Origin of the sequence: Paenibacillus sp. NEAU-GSW1 (assembly GCF_009737085.1) — a bacterium.
In the GTDB taxonomy this organism is placed as follows: domain Bacteria; phylum Bacillota; class Bacilli; order Paenibacillales; family Paenibacillaceae; genus Pristimantibacillus.
The window spans coordinates 159,703-181,005 of record NZ_WOVL01000003.1 but is presented as its reverse complement, the minus strand read 5'-3'; the positions used below and the strand labels follow the sequence as shown (position 1 = coordinate 181,005).

General features: G+C 44.8%; 21 protein-coding genes. 15 read left to right on the top strand and 6 right to left on the bottom strand.

Translation table 11 applies throughout. The annotated features are described in order from the left end of the window. Positions 1-167 precede the first annotated feature (167 nt). Positions 168-395: a DNA-binding protein gene (locus tag GOM71_RS03065; protein ID WP_156278286.1), complete on the top strand. Its 228-nt coding sequence runs from the start codon at positions 168-170 to the stop codon at positions 393-395. Between the two features lie 74 nt (positions 396-469). Here the strand turns inward: GOM71_RS03065 and GOM71_RS03060 are convergent, their stop codons facing one another. The 3 genes from GOM71_RS03060 to GOM71_RS03050 all read right to left on the bottom strand — a co-directional run bounded on the left by GOM71_RS03060 (position 470) and on the right by GOM71_RS03050 (position 2,707). Further along, positions 470-1,015: a VanZ family protein gene (locus tag GOM71_RS03060; protein ID WP_156278285.1), complete on the bottom strand. Its 546-nt coding sequence runs from the start codon at positions 1,013-1,015 to the stop codon at positions 470-472. Positions 1,016-1,107: 92 nt separating this feature from the next. Next, complete coding sequence (locus tag GOM71_RS03055) at positions 1,108-2,187, bottom strand: DUF4179 domain-containing protein (RefSeq protein ID WP_156278284.1); 1,080 nt, start codon at positions 2,185-2,187, stop codon at positions 1,108-1,110. Further along, the gene (locus tag GOM71_RS03050) at positions 2,174-2,707 is read right to left on the bottom strand and encodes a sigma-70 family RNA polymerase sigma factor (RefSeq protein WP_367649444.1); all 534 of its coding nucleotides are present in this window, start codon (positions 2,705-2,707) and stop codon (positions 2,174-2,176) included. Before GOM71_RS03050 ends, GOM71_RS03055 begins: the two co-directional genes overlap by 14 nt. 319 nt (positions 2,708-3,026) lie before the next feature. Between GOM71_RS03050 and GOM71_RS03045 the strand changes: the two genes are divergently transcribed. From GOM71_RS03045 to GOM71_RS24650, 8 genes are all read left to right on the top strand, one after another. Next, the gene (locus tag GOM71_RS03045) at positions 3,027-4,046 is read left to right on the top strand and encodes an ABC transporter ATP-binding protein (RefSeq protein WP_156278283.1); all 1,020 of its coding nucleotides are present in this window, start codon (positions 3,027-3,029) and stop codon (positions 4,044-4,046) included. After that, positions 4,043-4,831 carry an ABC transporter permease gene (locus GOM71_RS03040; protein ID WP_156278282.1) on the top strand — a complete coding sequence of 263 codons (789 nt, stop codon included), beginning with the start codon at positions 4,043-4,045 and terminating at the stop codon, positions 4,829-4,831. The genes GOM71_RS03045 and GOM71_RS03040 overlap by 4 nt, the downstream gene beginning before the upstream one ends. Positions 4,832-4,895: 64 nt before the next feature. Continuing rightward, on the top strand, positions 4,896-5,648 hold the full coding sequence (locus GOM71_RS03035; RefSeq protein WP_173275134.1) for an ABC transporter permease: 753 nt from the start codon (positions 4,896-4,898) through the stop codon (positions 5,646-5,648). Next, positions 5,606-6,796: a low temperature requirement protein A gene (locus GOM71_RS03030; RefSeq protein ID WP_156278280.1), complete on the top strand. Its 1,191-nt coding sequence runs from the start codon at positions 5,606-5,608 to the stop codon at positions 6,794-6,796. The genes GOM71_RS03035 and GOM71_RS03030 overlap by 43 nt, the downstream gene beginning before the upstream one ends. Further along, entirely contained in the window at positions 6,753-10,139 is a 3,387-nt protein-coding gene (locus GOM71_RS24820) for a tetratricopeptide repeat protein (RefSeq protein ID WP_156278279.1), read from the top strand. The genes GOM71_RS03030 and GOM71_RS24820 overlap by 44 nt, the downstream gene beginning before the upstream one ends. 81 nt (positions 10,140-10,220) lie before the next feature. Continuing rightward, complete coding sequence (locus tag GOM71_RS24815) at positions 10,221-10,559, top strand: alpha/beta hydrolase-fold protein (RefSeq protein ID WP_367649447.1); 339 nt, start codon at positions 10,221-10,223, stop codon at positions 10,557-10,559. Positions 10,560-10,588: 29 nt separating this feature from the next. After that, positions 10,589-11,176, top strand: a complete 588-nt coding sequence (locus tag GOM71_RS03015) for a restriction endonuclease (RefSeq protein ID WP_367649443.1) — start codon at positions 10,589-10,591, stop codon at positions 11,174-11,176. 389 nt (positions 11,177-11,565) lie between these two features. Beyond that, complete coding sequence (locus GOM71_RS24650; protein WP_156278278.1) at positions 11,566-11,982, top strand: HNH endonuclease; 417 nt, start codon at positions 11,566-11,568, stop codon at positions 11,980-11,982. A gap of 111 nt (positions 11,983-12,093) precedes the next feature. Here GOM71_RS24650 and GOM71_RS24265 read toward each other — a convergent pair whose 3' ends face one another. The 3 genes from GOM71_RS24265 to GOM71_RS03000 all read right to left on the bottom strand — a co-directional run bounded on the left by GOM71_RS24265 (position 12,094) and on the right by GOM71_RS03000 (position 15,644). Continuing rightward, a complete protein-coding gene (locus GOM71_RS24265) occupies positions 12,094-12,435 on the bottom strand; it encodes a collagen-like protein (protein ID WP_253944665.1) in 342 nt (113 codons plus the stop codon). Between the two features lie 341 nt (positions 12,436-12,776). Beyond that, a complete protein-coding gene (locus tag GOM71_RS03005) occupies positions 12,777-14,324 on the bottom strand; it encodes an FAD-dependent oxidoreductase (protein ID WP_156278277.1) in 1,548 nt (515 codons plus the stop codon). A gap of 84 nt (positions 14,325-14,408) precedes the next feature. Beyond that, positions 14,409-15,644 (bottom strand): MFS transporter, encoded by a 1,236-nt coding sequence (locus tag GOM71_RS03000; RefSeq protein ID WP_156278276.1) that lies wholly within the window; start codon positions 15,642-15,644, stop codon positions 14,409-14,411. A 202-nt stretch (positions 15,645-15,846) separates the two neighbouring features. Between GOM71_RS03000 and GOM71_RS02995 the strand changes: the two genes are divergently transcribed. From GOM71_RS02995 to GOM71_RS02970, 6 genes are all read left to right on the top strand, one after another. Continuing rightward, positions 15,847-16,455: a TetR/AcrR family transcriptional regulator gene (locus GOM71_RS02995; RefSeq protein ID WP_173275129.1), complete on the top strand. Its 609-nt coding sequence runs from the start codon at positions 15,847-15,849 to the stop codon at positions 16,453-16,455. Beyond that, positions 16,449-17,627 carry a hypothetical protein gene (locus GOM71_RS02990; protein ID WP_156278274.1) on the top strand — a complete coding sequence of 393 codons (1,179 nt, stop codon included), beginning with the start codon at positions 16,449-16,451 and terminating at the stop codon, positions 17,625-17,627. The genes GOM71_RS02995 and GOM71_RS02990 overlap by 7 nt, the downstream gene beginning before the upstream one ends. Before the next feature lie 32 nt (positions 17,628-17,659). Continuing rightward, complete coding sequence (locus tag GOM71_RS02985) at positions 17,660-18,202, top strand: GNAT family N-acetyltransferase (RefSeq protein WP_156278273.1); 543 nt, start codon at positions 17,660-17,662, stop codon at positions 18,200-18,202. Between the two features lie 82 nt (positions 18,203-18,284). Next, on the top strand, positions 18,285-18,467 hold the full coding sequence (locus tag GOM71_RS24040) for a hypothetical protein (RefSeq protein WP_156278272.1): 183 nt from the start codon (positions 18,285-18,287) through the stop codon (positions 18,465-18,467). Further along, on the top strand, positions 18,464-20,167 hold the full coding sequence (locus tag GOM71_RS02975) for a molecular chaperone HscC (protein WP_156278271.1): 1,704 nt from the start codon (positions 18,464-18,466) through the stop codon (positions 20,165-20,167). Before GOM71_RS24040 ends, GOM71_RS02975 begins: the two co-directional genes overlap by 4 nt. Before the next feature lie 17 nt (positions 20,168-20,184). Next, positions 20,185-21,303 (top strand): J domain-containing protein, encoded by a 1,119-nt coding sequence (locus GOM71_RS02970; protein ID WP_156278270.1) that lies wholly within the window; start codon positions 20,185-20,187, stop codon positions 21,301-21,303.

Sequence of the window (21,303 nt, the reverse complement as noted above, 5' to 3'; positions counted from 1 at the left end):
TCATTAGGATCAAGCTCCGGCGAATTGTGGTTTTGCACACCCACGCTTCGCCTGCATTATGAGAACCCAGTCAGCATGAGGACTGGGTTTTGTGTTTATCTGATATTTGCGTGAAGTCATGATATAATGAAGTATCCGATCGACGAGGAATAGAGAGGAAACGATAAATGAACGTTTTTGAAGACTGGAACCAAAAATTAAAAAGAGACTTTAACGCAACGAGCAACGTAGCTGTATTAACCGTCACGGAGGCTGGTAAGTTAATCGGTCTCTCCAAAGACCAGATGAAAGTATTCGTGGATAAAAATAATTTAACTAAAGTTCCGATCATGAGAAATGTTCATAGATACCTATTGCTTAAGAGTGAAATCGACCAAATTGTTGAGAATAGGTAGAAGCCAGCGTGGCAAATCCCCTCGCCTCCACCATGTAAAACCACATCCGCATGAGGATGTGGTTTTTGCTTTTTTCAATGGCTTCTATCCGCCAACAGCTTGATAGGTTTCGCTTTAATAAGTAGTTTATAGGCTAGGAAGCCAACTACTCCGCCGATCGTATTGGCGATGATGTCATTTATATCGGTACTTCTGCCGTTGCCAAGCAAAATCCGAATAACTAACTGCAGAGCCTCAAAGGAAAGACTCATACATAGAGAAAACTTTGCTGCACTTAAGGTGCTGTTGAATTTATTGCTCAATAACGGCAGGTACATTCCAAGCGGTGTGAGCATCATAATGTTATAGATAAAAGTCTTTATATCTATAGTCAAGACGGGGATAAAGTTAATGCTCTTATACCACGGCGTCTGGTTGGCAAATTGTCCGATATTTACTTCAATCGGGAAGAAGACCAGATGAAGAACTGCCAGGGTATAGAATGTAAACGTGAGCATCAACATAAACCGTGTCACGGAATAGGTCTTGCTAGCGAAGGTCTTAGTACTGAAGTAAACGAATAGAACAAGAAACAAAGGGACTAAAACATACCACGATTGTATCGTAAATTGAATAGACACCGATAAACCTCTCCTTCTGTTGGTTGGTCTGCAAATGTAACGATAAAAAAATCGGACTGCGAAGAAGAGATTCACAGTCCGTTATCTCTATATTAGTTGGCAAAAGGAAGCTCGATCTTCGTTTCCAATTCCTTTAAATATTGGTCTTCCTCTACATCCTCTTCAAAACTGTCCTTGACGACGAAGGGCTTTGCAATAAAATACTTGCTCGTTCCTAATTGGGAAGCGTAGCGGTAGTCGAAGACTAGGCTGTTTCCTTCAATAACGCCTTCTCCGTTCAGTGGAGTCAGACGACGTCCTTGATCGTCAAATATGGCTACTCTGATTTTGAGCAAGCGCTTCTCCTCTTTAGAAGTCAACGTCGCAGCATCTGTAAGGGCGATGGAAGTCGTCAGTCGTGTCGTAATCGGCGTTACCCAAACCTTGGAGACAGAGAAGGCAAGGTCGTCGCTAACGGTGACGGCCCCCGGACTTAGCTCAACCGTTTGATCGGTTGTTTTCTTAAACGGAATGTCCACGGTAAACTCATGGTCAATCCCGTCGAGAGTGATTGTAACAGTGGAATCGAAGGAATTGGGTGCGGCTTGAGGGTCAATTACGGCTTCAAAGACCAATGTATTCGGATGGGCTTCTCCTGCACTCCCGTAGAAGACTTTTCCATTCTGCTGCTTGCCATCTATAGAGAGACTTATATTCGATACGGCTTGACTCAGTCTGATATTCTTTTTCCCATTGTTATAGGTTCCGTTCTCCAGGTTTGGTGCCGTCACGTTCAGCAGAAAAGCGGCCCTGTGTCCGTCATAAAGTGTTTCGGTCACTTCAAGATTTACGTCCTCATAGGAAACTGTACGGTTGACGGTTGAAGTAAGACCAAGTTCGCCGGCTATGCGAAGTCCCGTGTCGCCTTGTATCGTGGTGAAGATACTGCCGATAACAGGGATGTTCTTTAGTGAACTAGCCATAGCAGGAGAAACAAAAGGGGAAATGAACAAACCTGCTGCTAGGATTCCAGCTGCTGTCGTAGTTAGAGCCAGTCGGCGAGACCGTGAAGATTTCCTTCTGCCGGTGCGTTGCGCCTGCTGGGACAGGAGTGCATAGGTTTCATCCAGACGGGATCGGACGAGCGGGGACATCTCCATATTTAAATCCTTCTTAAAGTTAAACTCTTCCATAAGTCATCTTCCCTTCATACATACTGGGTAAAGTTCGTTGTAGGGCGTCACGCGCCCTGGAAAGACGCATCTTCACGGCGCTTTCCGAAATATCTAGGACCCGGGCTACCTGACGAAGCGGAAGGTCTTCAAAATAATGAAGAATGACCGCAAGGCGCTGCGGTTCATCCAGCCGGTTTACAGCCTCTCTAAGATCAACCTTCTCGTAGTCGCCGGAGTAAGAGGTAGCCTGCGGGACCTCCGCATAGGCAATTGAACCTGATTGTTGCGATATAATGTTATGACACTCGTTGATCAAAATCCGGAATATCCAGGTTTTGAAATACTTTGGCTCCCGTAAAGAAGAGACAGATCTGAAAGCCTTGAGAATGGTTTCCTGCAGGGCATCTGCCACGTCTTCATCTTTGGTCAGGATGGACTTGGCCATAAAATGCAGAGAGTTCTCTAACCGTTTGATCAAATTAATAAAAGCATCAGCATCGCCTGCCGCAGCTTTTGCTGCGAGTTCTGTAAAGTCCACTTGGTAAACTCCTTTCTGTTGTTATTATCTTTATACTAGTTAGACCGCTCAGGCTAACAAACGGTCACTATTTTTTTAATGGGGGTCTTAACCTGTATTATACTGCAGTAGGTGAATCGTGAATTTAGATTCTTACGGTTCGCCTCCATCATGTAAATCCACTACCGCATGAGGACTGGATTTTGTGATGATCTGATATTGCTTTCTAAATGAATTGAAAAGGTGATTTTCAAAGAGTTGAAATTTTATTTAATAGTTGACACAAATCCAAATCCCGAATAGATTTATCTCATTATCCATTTATAGGGAGTGAGTAGGGTTGGCTATCATTTCTGTTCGTGACCTGAATAAGGAGTTTCACATCACCCGTAAGAATCATGGATTTATGGGAGTCGTTCGCGGATTATTTTCTCCCCAGTATGAGGTTAAGCAAGCAGTCTCAGGTATCTCCTTTGATGTGGAGCAAGGCGAAATGATCGGATTTATCGGGCCCAATGGTGCAGGGAAATCGACGACAATCAAAATGTTGACAGGGATCCTGGTGCCTACATCAGGGGAGATTACTGTAAACGGCCGCATTCCTAGCAAGCATCGTGAAGAGAATGCTTTCTCTATAGGCGTCGTATTTGGACAGAGGACGCAGCTTTGGTGGGATTTGCCGCTCATAGAATCCATTGATTTATTGAAGGATGTTTATCGGATTCCGCAAGATGTGTACAAACGAAATGTTTCTTTTTTGACGGAATTATTAGATGTCGGACATTTTATGCACACTCCGGTTCGCCAGCTAAGTCTAGGTCAGCGTATGCGGGGCGATCTTCTCGCGGCACTGCTTCATGACCCCTCTATTTTATTCCTCGATGAACCCACTATAGGCTTGGATGCTATTGCTAAAGAGAGCATCCGAGGATTGCTTGCCTCCATTAATCGGGAACGGAAGGTTTCCGTTATGCTGACAACGCACGACATGGCGGATATTGAAAAAACATGCAAACGAATGATCATTATCGACAAAGGCCAGCTCGTATACGATGGTGGAATAGACGAAATTAAGCGCAGGTACGGCAAATCGCGCAAGTTGATTGTTGATTTTAAAGAAGAACCGCAGCTAACAGGCCTCACCAGTGCATATGTATTATGGCGCGAGGGATTACGCGTCGCTATTGGGTTTGACAAAGATACCATTTCGGCTTCCGAGCTGATCTCTCAGGTATCCAAACGTAATGAGCTTGCTGATTTGACCATTGAAGAGCCTGAAATCGAAGCGATCATCTCCGAAATCTATGAAAACGGAATAGAGCAGCGGCGATCAGATTTGCGGGAGAAGGTGGTACTTTGAACGCCTATGTGCACTTTGCTAAAAAGTCGTTTCGGCGAAAAGCCGTTTACCGTTTGGAATATTTTCTTGGACTTTTTAATGCTGTATTGATGCTATTCATCGGAGTGGCGATTTGGTCCGCGCTTTACCATAACGATGAAATGATTGATGGAGTAAGTAAGAGTCAGATGATTACCTATGCCGTTCTAGGGATGATTATGCGGACAATGCTGTCAATGAATGAATTTCTGATCGATGGCAAAATACGTTCCGGCGAAATCGCTTCGGACCTGTTAAAGCCTTTGTATTTCCCGCGTTATATTTTTTCGATTGTGCTTGGCGAGGTGGGGTTTAATCTATGGACCAAAGTGCTTCCTGTTGTTGTGCTTTCGTTTCTTGTATTTCACCTAGACCTGCCTTCATCTGTTTTGGATGCCTCTTTGTTTGTCCTTAGCCTCATACTAGCGTATCTAACCTTGTATTATTTAAATTTTCTATTCTGGATGCTGTCATTCTGGATTCATCACACATGGAGCATGGTTACGATTAAGAATGCAATTCTGCTGCTGCTATCAGGCGCCACGATCCCGCTTTGGTTTCTGCCTGGTCCAATCCAGTCGATTCTGGGCGTGTTGCCTTTTCAAAATATTTATTTCACACCTCTAAGTATTTATCTTGGGCAAACTTCTGCTGGGGAAGCCATATTCATTTTCGTTCAGGAAATCGTTTGGATCTTCGGCATGTATCTAATAGGGCGCATCTTATGGAAAAGGGCACAAAAGAGACTGATCATTCATGGGGGATAATGGCATGAAGACTCGTAAGCACACGTTGCTAAGTTATCTTAGGTTGTATGGGAAGTTTCTGAAAATGACAATCGCGGCGCGCCTGCAGTATAAAGTTGATACATTACTGTTGTCCCTGGCCGTTTTTGTCCGTGAGAGCGTAACGGTTGTGACCTTATGGTTTATGCTGAACAAAGTATCCACGATTAACGGCTGGGATATGGGACAATTATTATTCATGTACAGCTTTGTTTTTCTGACCTACAGCTTATGCATCCTCATTTTCACGGGAGTCAGAGACTTCGAAAGTATTGCGAATCAGGGTGAATTCGATACCTATTTAACGAAACCGCTAAGGCCCCTGTTTCAAGTCATTGCACGGCGTTCCGATGTGATGGCGACAATAGGTCACGGTGGTCTAGGCGTCGTGCTTATTGTGTATGCTGCTAGTCGCTCTGGAATCACCTTTGATTGGGCTCATATCGGAATCCTTATAACTATGATTGTCGGTGGCGTACTGATACAGGGTGGGATATTGCTATTCGTAGCTTCGCTCACCTTTTGGACAACCAAATCCTCTGAAATACAAAATCTGTTGTTTTATCAGATGAGAGGCTTTATTGCTTATCCGATATCGATTTACCCGACGCTTATCCGATATTTATTGACCTATATCCTTCCATTCGCCTTTGTCAGCTTTTATCCGGCGCAATATTTCTACTCCGTTCAAATGAGTGCTGTCGGATTGTTAACACCCCTAGTTGGTATTCTCGTATTCGGCTTCGCACTGGCCATATGGAAAATTGGAATAAGACGATATGCAAGCACCGGACACTAAAAGGGGGGATATTCCTGTATCAACAAGAGAAGAAAGTAACGTGGCTGGAGCTGTTCTACGACTTAATCTTTGTAGCGGCCGTTGCCACAACAACACACGTTCTGCTGCATGTGAAGGATGGAATCGTCCCTGCCCATGATTTGGTCAAATTTGTACTCATGTTCGTCCCCGTCTGGTGGGCATGGGTCGGCCAAACACTATTTATCAACCGGTTTGGACAGGACCTATTGCATCATCGCTTGCTACTCGTTACGGAGATGGCCTTCGTGCTCATTATGACAGCGAGCTTGTCCGTGGATTTCGACGCTTACTACTACTCTTTCGCACTCGGCTATCTAGGGCTGAGGGTACTTACAGCTCTCCAATATCTAATAGCTCGAGCTCGAGAGAGAGAGCCGAATCGCCGTGCGGTGGCCCATTATCTGGGGACACGATTTTGGCTCGGAATTTCTTTTTCAGCCAGTTCACTGTTGTTCGACCCGCCAGTGCGCTATATCCTGCTGTACACTGGCATCGTTATAGACATGATCATCCCGATTCTAGGTCGCCGACTGCTAAAGCGGATGCCAGCGCACACCTCACACTTGCTTGAGCGGTTTGGCTTATTCACTATCATTTTATTCGGCGAATCAATCGTCAGCACTCTGACGGTGCTGAAGCCCAATACGGGTGACTGGTACTCAATTGGTTATTCATTTGCAGCCTTCGTCCTAATTCTAACAATGTGGTGGCCGTACTTCGAACGCACTGAGCATCGCGCAGATAAGACAATCTCCTCTGCTGGCCAAGCCGTCATCTACGGTCACCTCGCTCTGCTGCTGTCGCTCAGCATGACAGCTGCATCAATTAAGCTTTTCTACTTGTACGAGATCAATTATCTTTTCGGTTTGACGTTCCTGTTCAGTTCTGCGCTGATGTATCTTGCCTCGATGGAGCTTGTGTTCAGCCGCTATCTCGCTAGAACACGTATAGGGGTTGCATGTTGGCAGCCGTGGTTATCCGCATCCCTGCTCATAGTCGCGTATGTGATTTTGTTCGTATGGCAAGTGCCGGCTATTGTGCTTTTGCTGGTGCTAAGCGGAGTGCTGGCGGTGGGGGGCTTTGGTGGACGGAGAACAAGCGCTTTGGAAATACAATTCGTTGAATAGCGGAGGAACTAAATTGACACAATTGGAAGCATGTCGAAAATGCAGCGGTGCGCTAAATCAGTACGGCTCAAAGTTAATTTGTCAAAACCCTCATTGCGACTTTGTGGAAATCACATTCAGCAGCGGGTGGTTTGAGGAATTAGGGAATGACTCTTCTATATGGAATAAGTCGATTCTTGACCAGGCTCCATATCTGATTGCTTATGAGTACGATAAACTGCATAAACTGTTCTTATCTGGTTCGACATATGGTGTTCAATTGCAGATTAAGGATATGTTTGAAGTCCTTTTGAAGTTCCCTGTGCTTTATATTATTTCTGAAATACTAGAATCAAAGAAAAAGAAGTACGAGTATAGTGACATACTAGCATTCATGTTGAGCAAGCCATTAAGTCTGGGGGATTGGCAGCAAGCAGCAGGGGCAATATTGAAGAAGGAGAATCAACGACATGATCCTATCATGTGTATCCTTAGAGACATCTGGAAAATATATAACGCAAAACAGATTGTAAGTTGGAGAAATGATCGGATTGGTCATGGTGCACTAAGACTAGATAGTAATTTTGAATTTCAAAAGGAAATCGGACAGATGATCCGTCTGATTACGGAACATTTAAACAATTGCGAGAGGCATTATACCGAGATAAAATTGATGGTTAAACATAAGGGGAAGTATAACCCGCTGATAGGACTAACAAAAGGGTCAGATGTCGGTATTGGGATGCCTTACGGGATTTTAAATAACCAATATATACGTTTAGACCCTTATATACAAGTTATAGAAGGTGGTTTATATGTATTCGATTCCTACTATAATCAGAAATTAACGGCAACTTTAATCAACTATCCAGCAGGCGAAAAGATTAAGCAGAATCCGACTCGTATCCTTGATATATATAAAAGTCTACAGAAAAATCTGACCGTCCAGCATGTTGATGGATCCGCAGAAAGTAACATTTATCTTCGTTCTCAAGTGGATGCCGTTCAGAAAATCATTGATTCTTCTGATCTGGAGTCTTTTAATGAGTTGATTGAACAAGTAGAAAACATGCTAAGTGCACATGATCGAGGTATCCTGCTGCTTCAGATGGAAAACGGCATGGGTAAGACCACCTTTTCAAAAATGATCGATCCCTTTGGTTATGCTCGGCATAATATTAAGGGGACAGTTTGTAGGGCTTATTATATTAATGATACGTTTTCACATGTACCATCTACATTTGTTCTGAAGATTACAGACTTGCTAAGACAGATAGACAACCGTGACAATTTACTGGAAGGTGTCCTTCCAGACGTTAATATTTATGCCGTGACGGTTAAAGAGCAAATGGCTCATTTAATTAATGTACTTTGTAATGAACAACGAAAACATCAGACAGCAGAGAAAATGCTGCTAATCATCGATGGAATTGATGAAATCCCATATTATGAGGGGATATCAATCATGGGCTTGATCCCAACAGCAGAAATGCTGGATCCGGGAAATTATATCTTATTGACCTGTCGTACGAATGAAGAATTATCACCTTTTACGAAGAAGCAGCTTAATTTAACAACCTTCTCGGAGGTTATTGCTCTTAATAAAACAGATCATCATTATCGGAACTTGCTAGTAAGGTTCATCCGATCTCGTATCAAATCAAATGCTGCGGAAGAAGCTAAGTTAATTGAAACATCGGATGGCAAGTTGGTATATCTTCAAATTATAATAAGGGCTTATATGGAGTATGGGATCGACTGGGTCGACACTCAACCGGTGGTGGCGGAAAAGCATTATATAAACATATTGAAGAAACTCTATGGTGAGCCCTATTTTCAGAACATGCTTCGTATGTTAATTGCGATAACGCTGTCCCCGACGGGTTTATCAGTAAAGATGCTCTCTCGCCTGTGCGGAGAAGAAGAAATTAGCTTTCGTTTTCTTTGTTTCCTCCAAGAACTTCTGCCATTGGTTAATATCCAACGATCGACTAAAGGGAATCAGTTTAGTATTCACAAGATAGAAGCGGTAGAGTTTGCCGATGAATATAAGGATGTTCAAGAATATCTTCTTTCTTTATTTTTGAAAGAATTGCACCTCCTATCGTTCAGTAAGGGAAGGCTGTCCTATGCAGAAGAAGATCTTTATTTTGTACTGACTTTATTAAATATTATTATTCGAAATGAGTACGCTAGGACAAGTGAGGAGTTTATCTCTATATTCCCCTCTATTATTGAACATTTAGTGAATACGCTGTCTGAACACAGCGGTGTTCTAGACGAACACCTGAATCAGGGGTTTTATCTGCTCTATCTGCAGATTAACAAGGTTGTTCATGAAATTTTAAAGGTAAAGACATCGTTTAACCATGAGATGTATATGCGTTTGATGAATCTTCTGTGCATAGAATTGCTTAGCAGTAATTATTTGGAATGGGCAGCGCGCTATTTAGAAGAGGGATTAAATCTGTTAAGTCATTATGGTCATGCTATCAGCATAGCAATGCGATCTGAATGCTACAGCAAATTAGCGATTCTTCATTCCAAAATGGGTAATAAGGATCGCGCAGAAACCTATTTTCAATTGGAGGATGAAGTAAACGCCGAGTTGGACAAACAGTTGAGTAAAGATGTGAAAGGTAAGTCAGCAGCGTTTATTAGAAATGTTTCAAGTAAAATTGCGCAAGCGGTGCACTATAAAAATAGAAATCAGCCTATAATGGCTAAATTTCAATTAGATCGCTTACTAGAAGAAATAGTAAAAGCAGAACAGAATAATTTACCCCAACAATACATTATGGTTGCGAAAATCGATGTATTTAAAGCATATGGAAATACGATAAAACGCACAGATCCCAACAAGGCGTTTGATTACATTCAGAAAGCGATAGATTTATTTCATAAGTTAGACGAGTACGGTGATGAAAAGATTGATGTGGGTGCAGATATTTGTGATTTGCTGCTAAATTTAGGTCAGGTATATCGTCAATTGAATCAATATGATGACGCTATGGAATGTTATGATAAGGCGATTTCCATTCATGAGGATCAAAGTCGTTCCGGCAAGACGCGAAATCTAGAAGAGTTGATGAGTCTGTATAACAGTAGAGGTAATCTTGAACGTGACCGAGGGAGAGATGAAGAGTCAATTGACTTTTATAGCTTGGCATTACTACAGCATAAGATTGCAATTAAAGAAGGTAAACACATTAATAATAATTTATATCGTAATGTGCTATTAAGTCGATATGACGCTTATCTGAAATTAGGAGAGAAAGATAAAGCAAATATGGATTTAGATTTAGCTAATCAAATACCGTATGACCCGGAGTTAGCCGCTCAAATGTTAAAGGGGAAATTATAATAAATGGACGAGGGACACAGACACAGAGCAGCCTGACACAGCCCCTGTGGAGTCCGACGGCAAAGTATCTAGCAGCGTTGCATCGTCGGCTTCAGGTGCCGAGAAATCGGAGATCGTATCTATGATACCGGACGTGAAGAAAGTTCATTTTTACAGATTCAATTCGTCGGAGGGCAACTACAGCGATTATATTGTGAACGACTCGCTTATGTAGAGAGTCATTACCCGGCGATCGGAACGAAGGAAGGTCGTTATATTGGCGATCTGTCCATGGGCGGCTGGGTGGCGCTGCACAATGCGTTCACGCATCCCGATCTGTTCAGCAAGGTCGGCGGACACAGTCCTGCGATGACTTCTGAATTTATCAGGGGTCACCTTTCGTTCAGTAGTAAAATATTTACTATTAATGTAGAATATTAGTAGTTAACGAAACGACTGCGAGGGATAGTGTGAAAGAGATAATTTGGTTGTTTGTGATAATTGTGTTGTTGGGCGTTGTTTCAGGTTTTATGCAACCGAAGAAACGGAAGAGAAGCGTGAAAAAACGAAAAACAGCAACCAATAGAAGCACTTCACGAACTGTTAACAGCAGCTTCAATCGTGCTTCGAAAACATGTAGACCGGACGAAGTAATACTAACATCACCGCTAGATGCTTTGAATGGAGTAGAGTTTGAAAGACTGCTTGCATTATATTTCAGAGATCAAGGCTACAAGGTTCATGAGGTCGGTGTTGGCGGAAATGACGGTGGAGTGGATCTAGTCATTGTGGACAAGCGTGGGGAAAAGACGGCTGTTCAAGCGAAATGTTACGCAGATCACAATATGGTTTCAGTGCAGACTGTTCGGGAATTAGTCGCGGCTAAAAGGAATCACGATTGTATATTGACGTTGCTTGTGACGACATCGGATTTGACTGGTCCAGCTAAGAAAGAAGCAGATCAATTTCGGGTGGAGTATTGGCATGGCGGGGTTGTCGATCAAAAACTGAAAGTTTGGGAGAAATGGCAACCTATAAAGAAAATGAACGTGAGGTGAAATCTTATAATGGATTATGAATTGCGTGATCTGTTTGTGGAAATGAGAACAATCGCATATTATGAGTTAGCAATTGAGTCTGATTTCACCAAGCGAACATTAGATTTAGTCTACAAACGCATCCGTCAAAAGAATTTTATCGGTATGTTTATTCAGATATAAAACTTAAGCACTCCCAAAAAATATCCGTATCATCACACTCCGACGAATCGTGTTTTTGCACAACCACGGTTCGTCTCCTCCCCAAAAAGCCCGACCGCATGACGCATGAGGTCGAGCTTTTTTCATTTCCTCAGAATCGATCCATATTTATAGAGTAGCGGCATTGCAACGATGGTATCCTAGGTATAAGGAATTCGTTTTCTTGAAATGAGTACCCTTGGGAGGTAATGACTATGATCAACGTTCTTAATGTGGATGGTCAAAAATTAACCCCATGTGTGCTTGACCGGGCGTGGAGGGAAGTTAATCGAGCACGTGCCATATGGATAGACGAGCAGACCATCCAATTACTATATAACCCCTTTTTATTTCGGGATTATCGAAGAGCTGCGCTGAAACGGGATCATTACACATGCTTGTGGTGTGGACGTCCCGGAATGACGGTTGATCACATTATCCCTTCAAGCAAAGGCGGCTCGGATCTCCCCCGAAACTTACTCGCAGCTTGCATGGAGTGTAACACGAAGCGGGGAAACCGTTCAGCGTTCTCCTATTTTAGAAAAAAGATAGGGTCCTCACCGAATAGGATGAAGTTATTTTATCGTATTCTGAAAGCCAGATTTCACCATTATGTGAACGGATGAAAGTGTGCTTGAGACAGCTGCTGCACCCCATTTGCTAGACATCATCTAACAGTGGGGTGCAGTTTCAATGAGGATGTGGTCAGCAGCCCGAACAACTTTTCATGTGCCCGTTTAGAAACATGTAAAAGATTGAATAGACTGCAAGCTTAGTCCCGTGTACATCCAAAACCTTCCGTTCCATTGGAACCCTGAAACCGAGGTGCGTCCTACGAAAACCGGGAAAAACCAAAATTGATTTCCATTCCTGAGCCAAACGTACGTATTTCGAAACAAACAACCGGCAATCGCTCCCGGGTCGACAGCGAAGGGTGTAACCGCAGGTTGTTGAGGGATGAAGCTCGGGGGAGGTGAGCTGGGTCCCATAGTGCCTGGCTGTCCTCCCGGTCCTGACGGTCCTCCCGGCTGCCCAGGGAATCCTGGAAATCCTGGGGGTGGAGGCGGAAAAAATGACATGATCTTGTCACTCCTTATTGGATGGGCTAAAGCATTGTATGTAGGAGCGGAGTGATGGGAATGGGCATATAGTGTTTTTTCTTATCAACTCTCGCCCAAATTAAGATGTACGGAGTCCAGTATAGTGCTTGATGTCGACGGCACGTTCGTCTGAGAGCTTCAAGTTGCGCAGTACGTACCTCTCGTTCATGGGAATCCCCCGTTTTATTTAAGTCGGATGTGTTGCTTACTCCCAAGATAGCATAGAAAACAGAATAAAATAATATAACGTTATAATGTTTAAATTGGATAAAAAGAGCGTACGACAGCGGCATTACGCCGTTCGTACGCTCTTATTCATTTTACTCCGTATACGTCTTCAATGGCGTTTTCGCCGGTCCTTCAAGCACGTCGCCCCGATAAGAGAAGCGCGAGCCGTGGCACGGACAGTCCCATGTCCGCTCGCCGGCGTTCCATTCGACTTCGCAGCCCATATGGGTGCAGGTCGTATCGACGAGATGCAGCGTGCCGTCCGATTCACGATAAGCACCAGCCCGTTTGCCGTTTACTTGAACGACCGCGCCTTCGCCGCGCTCGACCTCCTCGGAACGGCGTGTTACCCATTCCAGCTTCCCCTCCAGCAAATGCTTGGCAACGTTGGCATTTTGCGTGAGGAACGTCTTCACGTCTGGATCGGCGTGGAAGCGGGAGGGGGTAAACAGCTCCTCGTAGCGGCTCTCTTTCTCAAGGATGAGGTCCTTCAGCAGCAGCGCGGCCGCCGTGCTGGTTGACATGCCCCATTTGCGATAGCCGGTCGCAACGAATACATTCGGATTCGTATGCGAAGCGCGGCCGATGTATGGGATTTTGTCCAGTGTGGTCAAATCCTGGGCTGACCAACGGTAAGCGATCTCGATGTCGTCGCCGAAATTTTCGCGGGCGAACTGTTCCAACGCTTCGTAATATTGGATCGTGCAGATGCCCTGGCCCGTCTTGTGGCGTTCGCCGCCGACGAGGATCAGTCGTTCTCCATTGTAATCGACTTCACGAATGGAGCGAGGCGGATCGTCGGCGCTGATATACATGCCTCCCGGGTATGTTTGCTCTGTGCGTACCCCTAGCACATAGGACCGTTCCGCGTACATGCGGGCGAAATAAAAGCCGCGCACGCTATAGAACGGAAAGTGCGAGCAGGAGGCTACCGCCTTGCAATTTATCGAGTGTCCGGTACTCGTCTGCACTGAAGAAATGGGATTGCCGTGATCTACATTCAGTGCGGTCGTCTGCTCAAAGATAAGTCCGCCCCGATCGATAAAAGCTTGAACAAGATGCTTCAGATAAGCAACGGGATGAAAACGCGCTTGTTTTTCCATGACAATGGCGGCTTTAGCGGTAATCTCCAATGGAATTTCATTTTCTCTTCTTCCCGGAATGCCAAGCTGTCTGTAAGCCGTCCATTCCTTGTCAATGTTTAAAACGTTCGTATCGGAGGTCGTATAGACATAGGCATCCTCTTCCGCGAAATCGCAGTCGATATGATTCTGTTGAACATAACGGCGGATAAAATCCAGCGCTTCCATGTTCGCATCATAATAGAGGCGGCTATTCTCCAGTCCAATATGATGGATGAGCTCGTCGTAGATCAGATCATGCTGCGCGGTTATTTTGGCCGTCGTATGCCCGGTTGTTCCGCCGAACAGATGCCCGGCTTCCAGCAACGCCACCCGCTGCCCTTCTTCGGCCAGCAAATAGGCGAGCGTAATGCCGGTGATGCCGCCGCCGACGACGCAAACGTCGACATCAAGATCCGAAGACAGCGGTTCGAAAGCTTGCTGTGAAGTCGAGCTGAGCCAGAAGGATATTGGCTGCTCGGGCAGACCGGACGGGGATAGCCATTGATTGTTGTCCATGGATTATGAACTCCTGTTTGTTATTTTCAACTATTACTTCACCATTGAATATATTTCCACATCGTTTGTTTTTTATGTGTCCATTTAAGCTCTACCATCTGAGCGGCTGGGCTTAATCGTAAAGATGGCGAGAATGGAAGAGACCAATGCACATCCTGCGAACAGGTAAAATAACCATTTATCGTGAATAACTGAAGCAATCAGTGGTCCGAGCGCAACGCCGATAAACCGGGCACTGCTATACAATGATGTAATCGTACCGCGTTGCTTTTTCTCGATTCCCTCCGTAATAAGCGCGTCAAGACTCGGAAGGACGAGGCCAATGCCAATCCCGCTGACGAGAATAAGCGTAATAAGCAGCCATAGCTTATGGGGGTTTATAAACCCGCAAATCAACATCGAAGACATAAGCAATAGAAGCCCGATAACGCTGAGCGCCTTCATCCTCCGTTTGTTTTCGCCAATGATTTTACCTGTGAAATAGGATAAAACGCAGATGGCGCTTAACGGTATGGCAAGCATAAATCCTTTCCGTATGCCATCGGTTTGAAAGTTATCTTCCAGTGTAGATGAAAGGAAATACAGAAAGCCAAACATCGTAAACATAACCAGGCAGCCTATTGTAAAGATTGCATATAGCCACCTATTGGTTGAGAGCAAAGAGGCGGTATTGCGGATGAAAGTACGAAATCTTTGCGATTTCGCCGCTTTTTCGTCCGTGCTGGCGTTTTCGGACTTTGGGATCTTAACCAGGAAACCTACAGCGAGAATGGAAATGACCGATATGACCGGAACGATTGCTAAAGGCAGAAACCAAACGACTAAGGCAAGAGCGGATCCTAATATGGGACTAAGCACCTTGCCGAATGTATTGGAGGTTTCAATCATGCCTAGTCCGCTGCTCACTTCGTCTTTGCTCTTGAACATATCGCCGACTAAAGGAATCACGATCGGGAATGCTCCGGCAGCTCCGATTCCTTGAATCGCTCTCCCGGTCAAAATAATGGCATAACCGCCGCTATGACCATTCATCAGCCAAGCAGCCAAGCCCGAAATGAATCCGCCTGCTGTTACTATGGATAAACTGATGAGAATAACTCGTTTGCGGCCGACGCGATCAGATAGGTAACCTGCGATTGGGATACATACTATTGAAAAGGCGGCATACACCGTTATGATCAAACTGGTTTGAAGTGCAGATATCTTTAATTGCCGCTGCATCAAAGGAAGTATCGGAATCAACATGGAATTCGCAAGCGTCATTATTAATGGAATCGAAGATAATGCGACTAGATCAAGTTTTTTCTTATTAGCTTTCATTACAGGAGCTCCTTCTTAGGCGCATTGTCGATCTCGAATTGTCGTAACAGCAACGATGCCTTCATCGATCCAATTCATGTAGGTTCCCTTCCGCAGTCGCGTCTTATCCAAATGTGAAATTTCGCGGCTTTCTCTTGTTGACTGCATAATACTTCCAATGTATATTTAGAGTAATTACTCTAAATTGGGAGTTGTAACTCTATTGCGTACAGCAGAGCGGATCATTCATACGGCTGTTCAACTGTTTAATGAACACGGCACGGGGAAAGTGTCGACGAATCACATTGCCAGTACGGCTCAGATGAGTCCGGGAAATTTGTATTATCATTTTAAAAATAAAGAAGAGATTATAAGAGCCATACTCGTTCAAATGTACGCGAAGTGGAACTTTGTATGGTTCCTCCCCAATGAGTCGAAGGTAACCCGTGAGGATTTGCGCAATCGTCTTATCATGAACTTTGAAATTTTGTGGGAGTTCCGTTTCTTTTATCGGGAGGCCATTGCGTTATTTCAGGCGGATGAGCAGCTCAAGCAGAAGCATATTCAGATGATAGACAGCCGGATGGCGGAACAGGAAACATTCGTTCAGCGATTTATTGAAGCGGGCGTATTAACGATTCACCCTGACAAGGACAATCTTCGTCAGCTGCTGACCGCATGCTGGATCGTCGCCAACAATTGGCTGGCTTTCCTGGAGATGAACGGCTCAGTCATTACAGCCGAGCATTTTCAAGAAGGAGTGGAGCTGATATGGTCCATACTAACCCCGTATTTAGCGATTAAACCTGCAGAGGAGGAGTCGTCATGGTGAGGCTGTCTCGCAGAAATTTTCTGAAGAGCGCTGTTGCGGCAGGGGTACTCTTGTCGGCAGGCGGCGTCATTCGAGCCATTGATCAGGGGGGATTCGCAACGGGAAGAGGCGCTGCATACGAGCCTTGGCACACATGGATGGAGGAAGAGGCAGGAAAAGACCCGATGCTCAGGCTGGTAAGAGCCTCTATTCTGGCAGCTAATGCCCATAATACACAGCCTTGGCTCTATCGTCTGAATGAACAGGGGATTAATATCTATGCGGATATATCACGAAATATCGGAACGATGGACCCGCTGTTTCGAGAAATGAATATCAGTTTGGGATGTGCGATCGAGAACGCAATCATTTCTGCCAAAGCCTATGGCTATGATGCGAAAGCAACGATAATCCCCGGCCAATTTGACAGCATTCATATTGCTAACATTGCGCTGACGCAAGGTTCGCCAGAGCAATCGGAGCTGTTTCATGCCATCGGCAGTCGCCACACCAATCGTGCGGCCTATGATCGGAATAAACAAGTAGACTCGGACGTATTGCAGCAACTGGACCGGCTAGCCGATGATCTGCCTGACGTGAAGGCAGTTTGGTTTGCGGACGCTTCCCTTAAGGAGAAGTTGGGACACTGCATTATTCGGGCGACTGAAGCTATTGTTAACGATCCTATTCAAGCGGGCGACAGCCATAAGTGGTACCGGCATGATTGGGATGAGATCCAGAGGCATAAAGATGGAACTACCTTGGATGCGACCGGGAACTCTGCATTGACTCGATTTTTTGGGAAGCTAACGCCCGTCTCGGAACAAACCTCAAACAACTATTGGCTGAAAATGACCAAGGAGATCCATGTGCCAACCGCAGCCGTGTTCGGCATGATTCTTGTCAAAGATCAATCGGATCGGGTACAGCTGCTGCAAGCGGGAAGGCTATGGCAGCGCATGCACTTATGGTCTGCTGTACATGGACTGGCCATGCAGCCATTGAATCAACCGCATGAACGGCGAGATCGTGAATTTCAGCTTGGAATTGAACCTGTTTTCGGGCAGGCTATAATGGAATTGACGGGGGAACCGGGGTTTGAGGGAGTATTTACTTTTCGTGCCGGCTACCCGGTCAGTGAAGGGCTAGCGAGCCCTAGACGATCGGCAGAAGAGGTTTTACTGGCTCGATAAGCTGTCTATTCATCATTTTTAGGAGGTGTACAATGATCTATCTGGAGACGGCAAGATTGCAATTACGCGACTGGGAGGAAACGGACATAGAGCCGTTCAGTCGGCTGAATGCGGACGAAGAGGTGATGAAGTATTTTCCTAAAACCTTATCAACTGAAGAAACAAAGGTGTTCTATGAATCCATTGTATCCGAGTTCAAAGAATGCGGATTTGGGCTATATGCCGTAGAAATCAAAGAAAGTAAAGAGTTTATAGGGTTTATTGGATTCCATAGGGCAAATTTCGAGGCTGATTTTACACCGTGTATCGAAATTGGATGGCGTCTGAAACAAGAGGCATGGGGAAAAGGGTATGCGACGGAGGGTGCGAAAGCTTGTTTGCAATATGGCTTTGACAAATTGGGCTTTACTGACGTTTATAGTTTTACGGCCGATGTGAATGCCCCTTCGAAGAGCGTTATGACGAAGATCGGAATGAGCTTCCTTAAAACCTTCAATCACCCGAAAGTAGATAGAAATAGTCCTTTATACAGACATGTTTTATTTCATGCCGATCTTGATTGTTACCACTCATAAACACTTTTATGAAAGTACCGTTAATTGTGTCGTTACGACACTTGCGCAAAAAAGCTCCCGCAGTATAGCGGGAGCTTTTTTGGTGAGGAGTGAACCGCATCCGCATGAGAATGTAAAAGAAGCGCATAAATTTGCAACAGCGCCTCTTTCTTTCAAGGCGGTCGATTCATTTTTGTACGCTATTGCTGAAATTTGTCAAACAAATTATAGTAGGAAAAAGAAGGAAATAAGAGAATCGATGAAAAAGAAAGAAGGGCTTTCATGACAACGATCGGGATTGATTTGGGAACTTCAAATAGTTTGGCGGCTTACTGGACGGAAGATGGACCGAAGCTCATTCCGAATGCGTTTGGAAGCTTTTTGACGCCGTCCGTTGTGAGCGTAGACGATAATGGAGAGATAATCATCGGCCAAATTGCCAAGGAGCGCCTTATTACGCATCCGCAAGTGACGGTGGCAGCTTTTAAACGATTCATGGGGACAGAGAAGCAGTTTCATCTCAAAAACTATATTCTTTCGGCTACAGAACTGTCGTCATTTGTTTTGCGGTCGCTGAAGGCTGATGCGGAGGCTTTTCTTGGCGAAGAAGTGACTGAGGCGGTCATAAGTGTTCCAGCCTATTTTAACGATGCGCAGCGCAAAGCGACCAAATACGCGGCCGAGATTGCCGGTCTTAAAGTGGAGCGTCTTATTAGTGAGCCGACTGCCGCCGCTCTTTCCTACGGTTTACACGAAAAATCGGATAACACGCAATTTTTGATTTTCGACCTGGGCGGAGGCACGTTTGACATATCCATTCTTGAATTTTTTGATGGCATTATGGAGGTTAAATCGGTCGCAGGCGACAACTTTCTGGGCGGAGAAGATTTCACCGAGCTGCTCGCCAGCTATTTTATGGAGGAAAGCGATCTTACATTTGAGCATTTGGACAGCAAAGCCAAATCGGTTATTTTCAAGCAGGCTGAGCTGTGCAAGAGGGAGCTTGGTGTAGGGACCACAGGGAAAATGGTGTATGAAACGCCTGAGAAAACCTATGAGGCGGCCATCAACTATTCACAATTCGAGAAGCTCGCTTCTGTATTAATTGCGCGGTTAAGAAATCCGATCGAGCGAGCGCTAAGCGACGCATCGCTGACGCTGAAAGATTTGGACGCGGTTATATTGATCGGCGGTTCTACTCGAATGCCGCTTATTAAATCGGTAGTAGGTAAAATGTTCGGGCATTTCCCGTTCTCGAACATCAATCCGGATGAGGCTGTTGCTTTAGGGGCTGCCGTTCAAGCGGCGCTGAAAAACCGTGACCAAGCGCTTAATGAGATGATACTAACGGATGTTTGCCCGTATACGCTGGGAATTGAGATTAGTAAAAATGTTGGCGGAGTGGACCGTTATGAAAATGGATATTTTTCGCCGATTATCGAACGAAACAATCCGATTCCGATCAGCAGAGTCGAACGGTATTGCACTCTTGGCGATAATCAAGAAACGATTAATCTGAAAGTATATCAGGGCGAGAGTCTGCGTGTAGCCAATAATTTGTTTTTAGGGGAGCTCGACATCGCTGTGCCCCGCAGAAGAAGTGGCGAGGCAACGATTGACGTTCGGTTTACTTACGATATCAATGGTATTTTGGAAGTAGAAGTTCAATCCGTATTAACCGGTCAAGCGCAAACGCTCATCATCGAAAAAAACGCGGAAAAAATGACGCCGGAACAGTTGGCCGCACGTTTGGCTGCATTAAAAGATATTAAAATTCACCCGCGCGATCGCTCGGAAAACCGTTTGCTTGTCGCTAGAGCCGAGCGGTTGTATGAAGAAGCTATAGGGGTAAAGCGCGAGAAAGTGATGTACTATATGGTGCAATTCGACGGTGTGCTTGCCCAGCAAGACCCGCGGGAAATTGCCAAGGCGGCGAAAGAGTTCAAACAGTTTTTAGATTCGATTGAACAATTTCGCGACTATTAGAGAAAGAGGTTGCATAGATGAATTGCTGGGCGATACTCGGGATTGAACGCACGTCGGATACAACGCTAATCCGAAAAGCTTATAAACAGAAGCTGCTCGTCCATCATCCGGAAGATGATCCTGCGGGCTATCAAACGGTAAGAGCAGCTTATACGGCAGCGATGAACGAGGCGAAAAGGGCAGCGCGTTCTGCTCATGCAAACAATGATGCAAATCCTTATGCTCCTGCGGATACAGAAGCTGAAACAGCTGAGGATGCTGATGTGGGAGCGGACAGACTGTCCGACTTCATTAATCGCCTTGAAGATGCTTCCGAGCAGGACGAAGCTTATGAGGGCGAGGCGCGTCCCGTGGTGCAACGCCGCTACTTCGCTGCTGAAACGCAGGATAAGATTCAAGCAGTCAATGATTTCATGACGCGTTTGATGCGTCTTTATAATGATCATAATCAAAGAAACGACCTCGAGGCTTGGAAAGAGCTGCTTAACGATGACGTATTATGGGACCTCCAATCAAAGTCAGTTATAAAGGATCGAATGCTGCAATTTTTTTCACAGCAGCACAATTTGAATGATGATATTTGGAAACTGATAGAAGCCCATACAGCATTGTTTGATACAATAACAAAAAATTCAAACAAGTATCCAGCCCGCTTTGTTGATACTTACGCGTTAGCGACTCAAAAAATAGCAGTGTCCGGCAGCCGGAAACAAGATGCGGTGTCTAAGTCAACGATCATAAAAACACCAGACGTAAGCTGGTGGAAATACTGCTTCTACATGCCTATTTCTTGGATCATACTCGCGATTATCGGAAGTTTTATTGTTATTCCGATCTATTTGCTCACGGTATTCATCCGTATCGTCCTGTTCGTTAAAATGCGAAATTGGAAAATTATTATGCGGGAGTATACATTCACCTATAGCAATAGTTGGGGAATACGTTCTCATTTTAAATATATCGACATTCTCAAAGTTGTTCAAAAACATAATATCGTTATTGTTTATCTGAAAAGAAAAAGAATTCGCATCAAAGCGGATAGAGTCGAGCATATAAACTATCTGCTTGCAAAAATGAGCCGGTATGGAACGACCGATGGAAATGCGATTAATATGAGGGAAAGCGTGAGTAGGTAA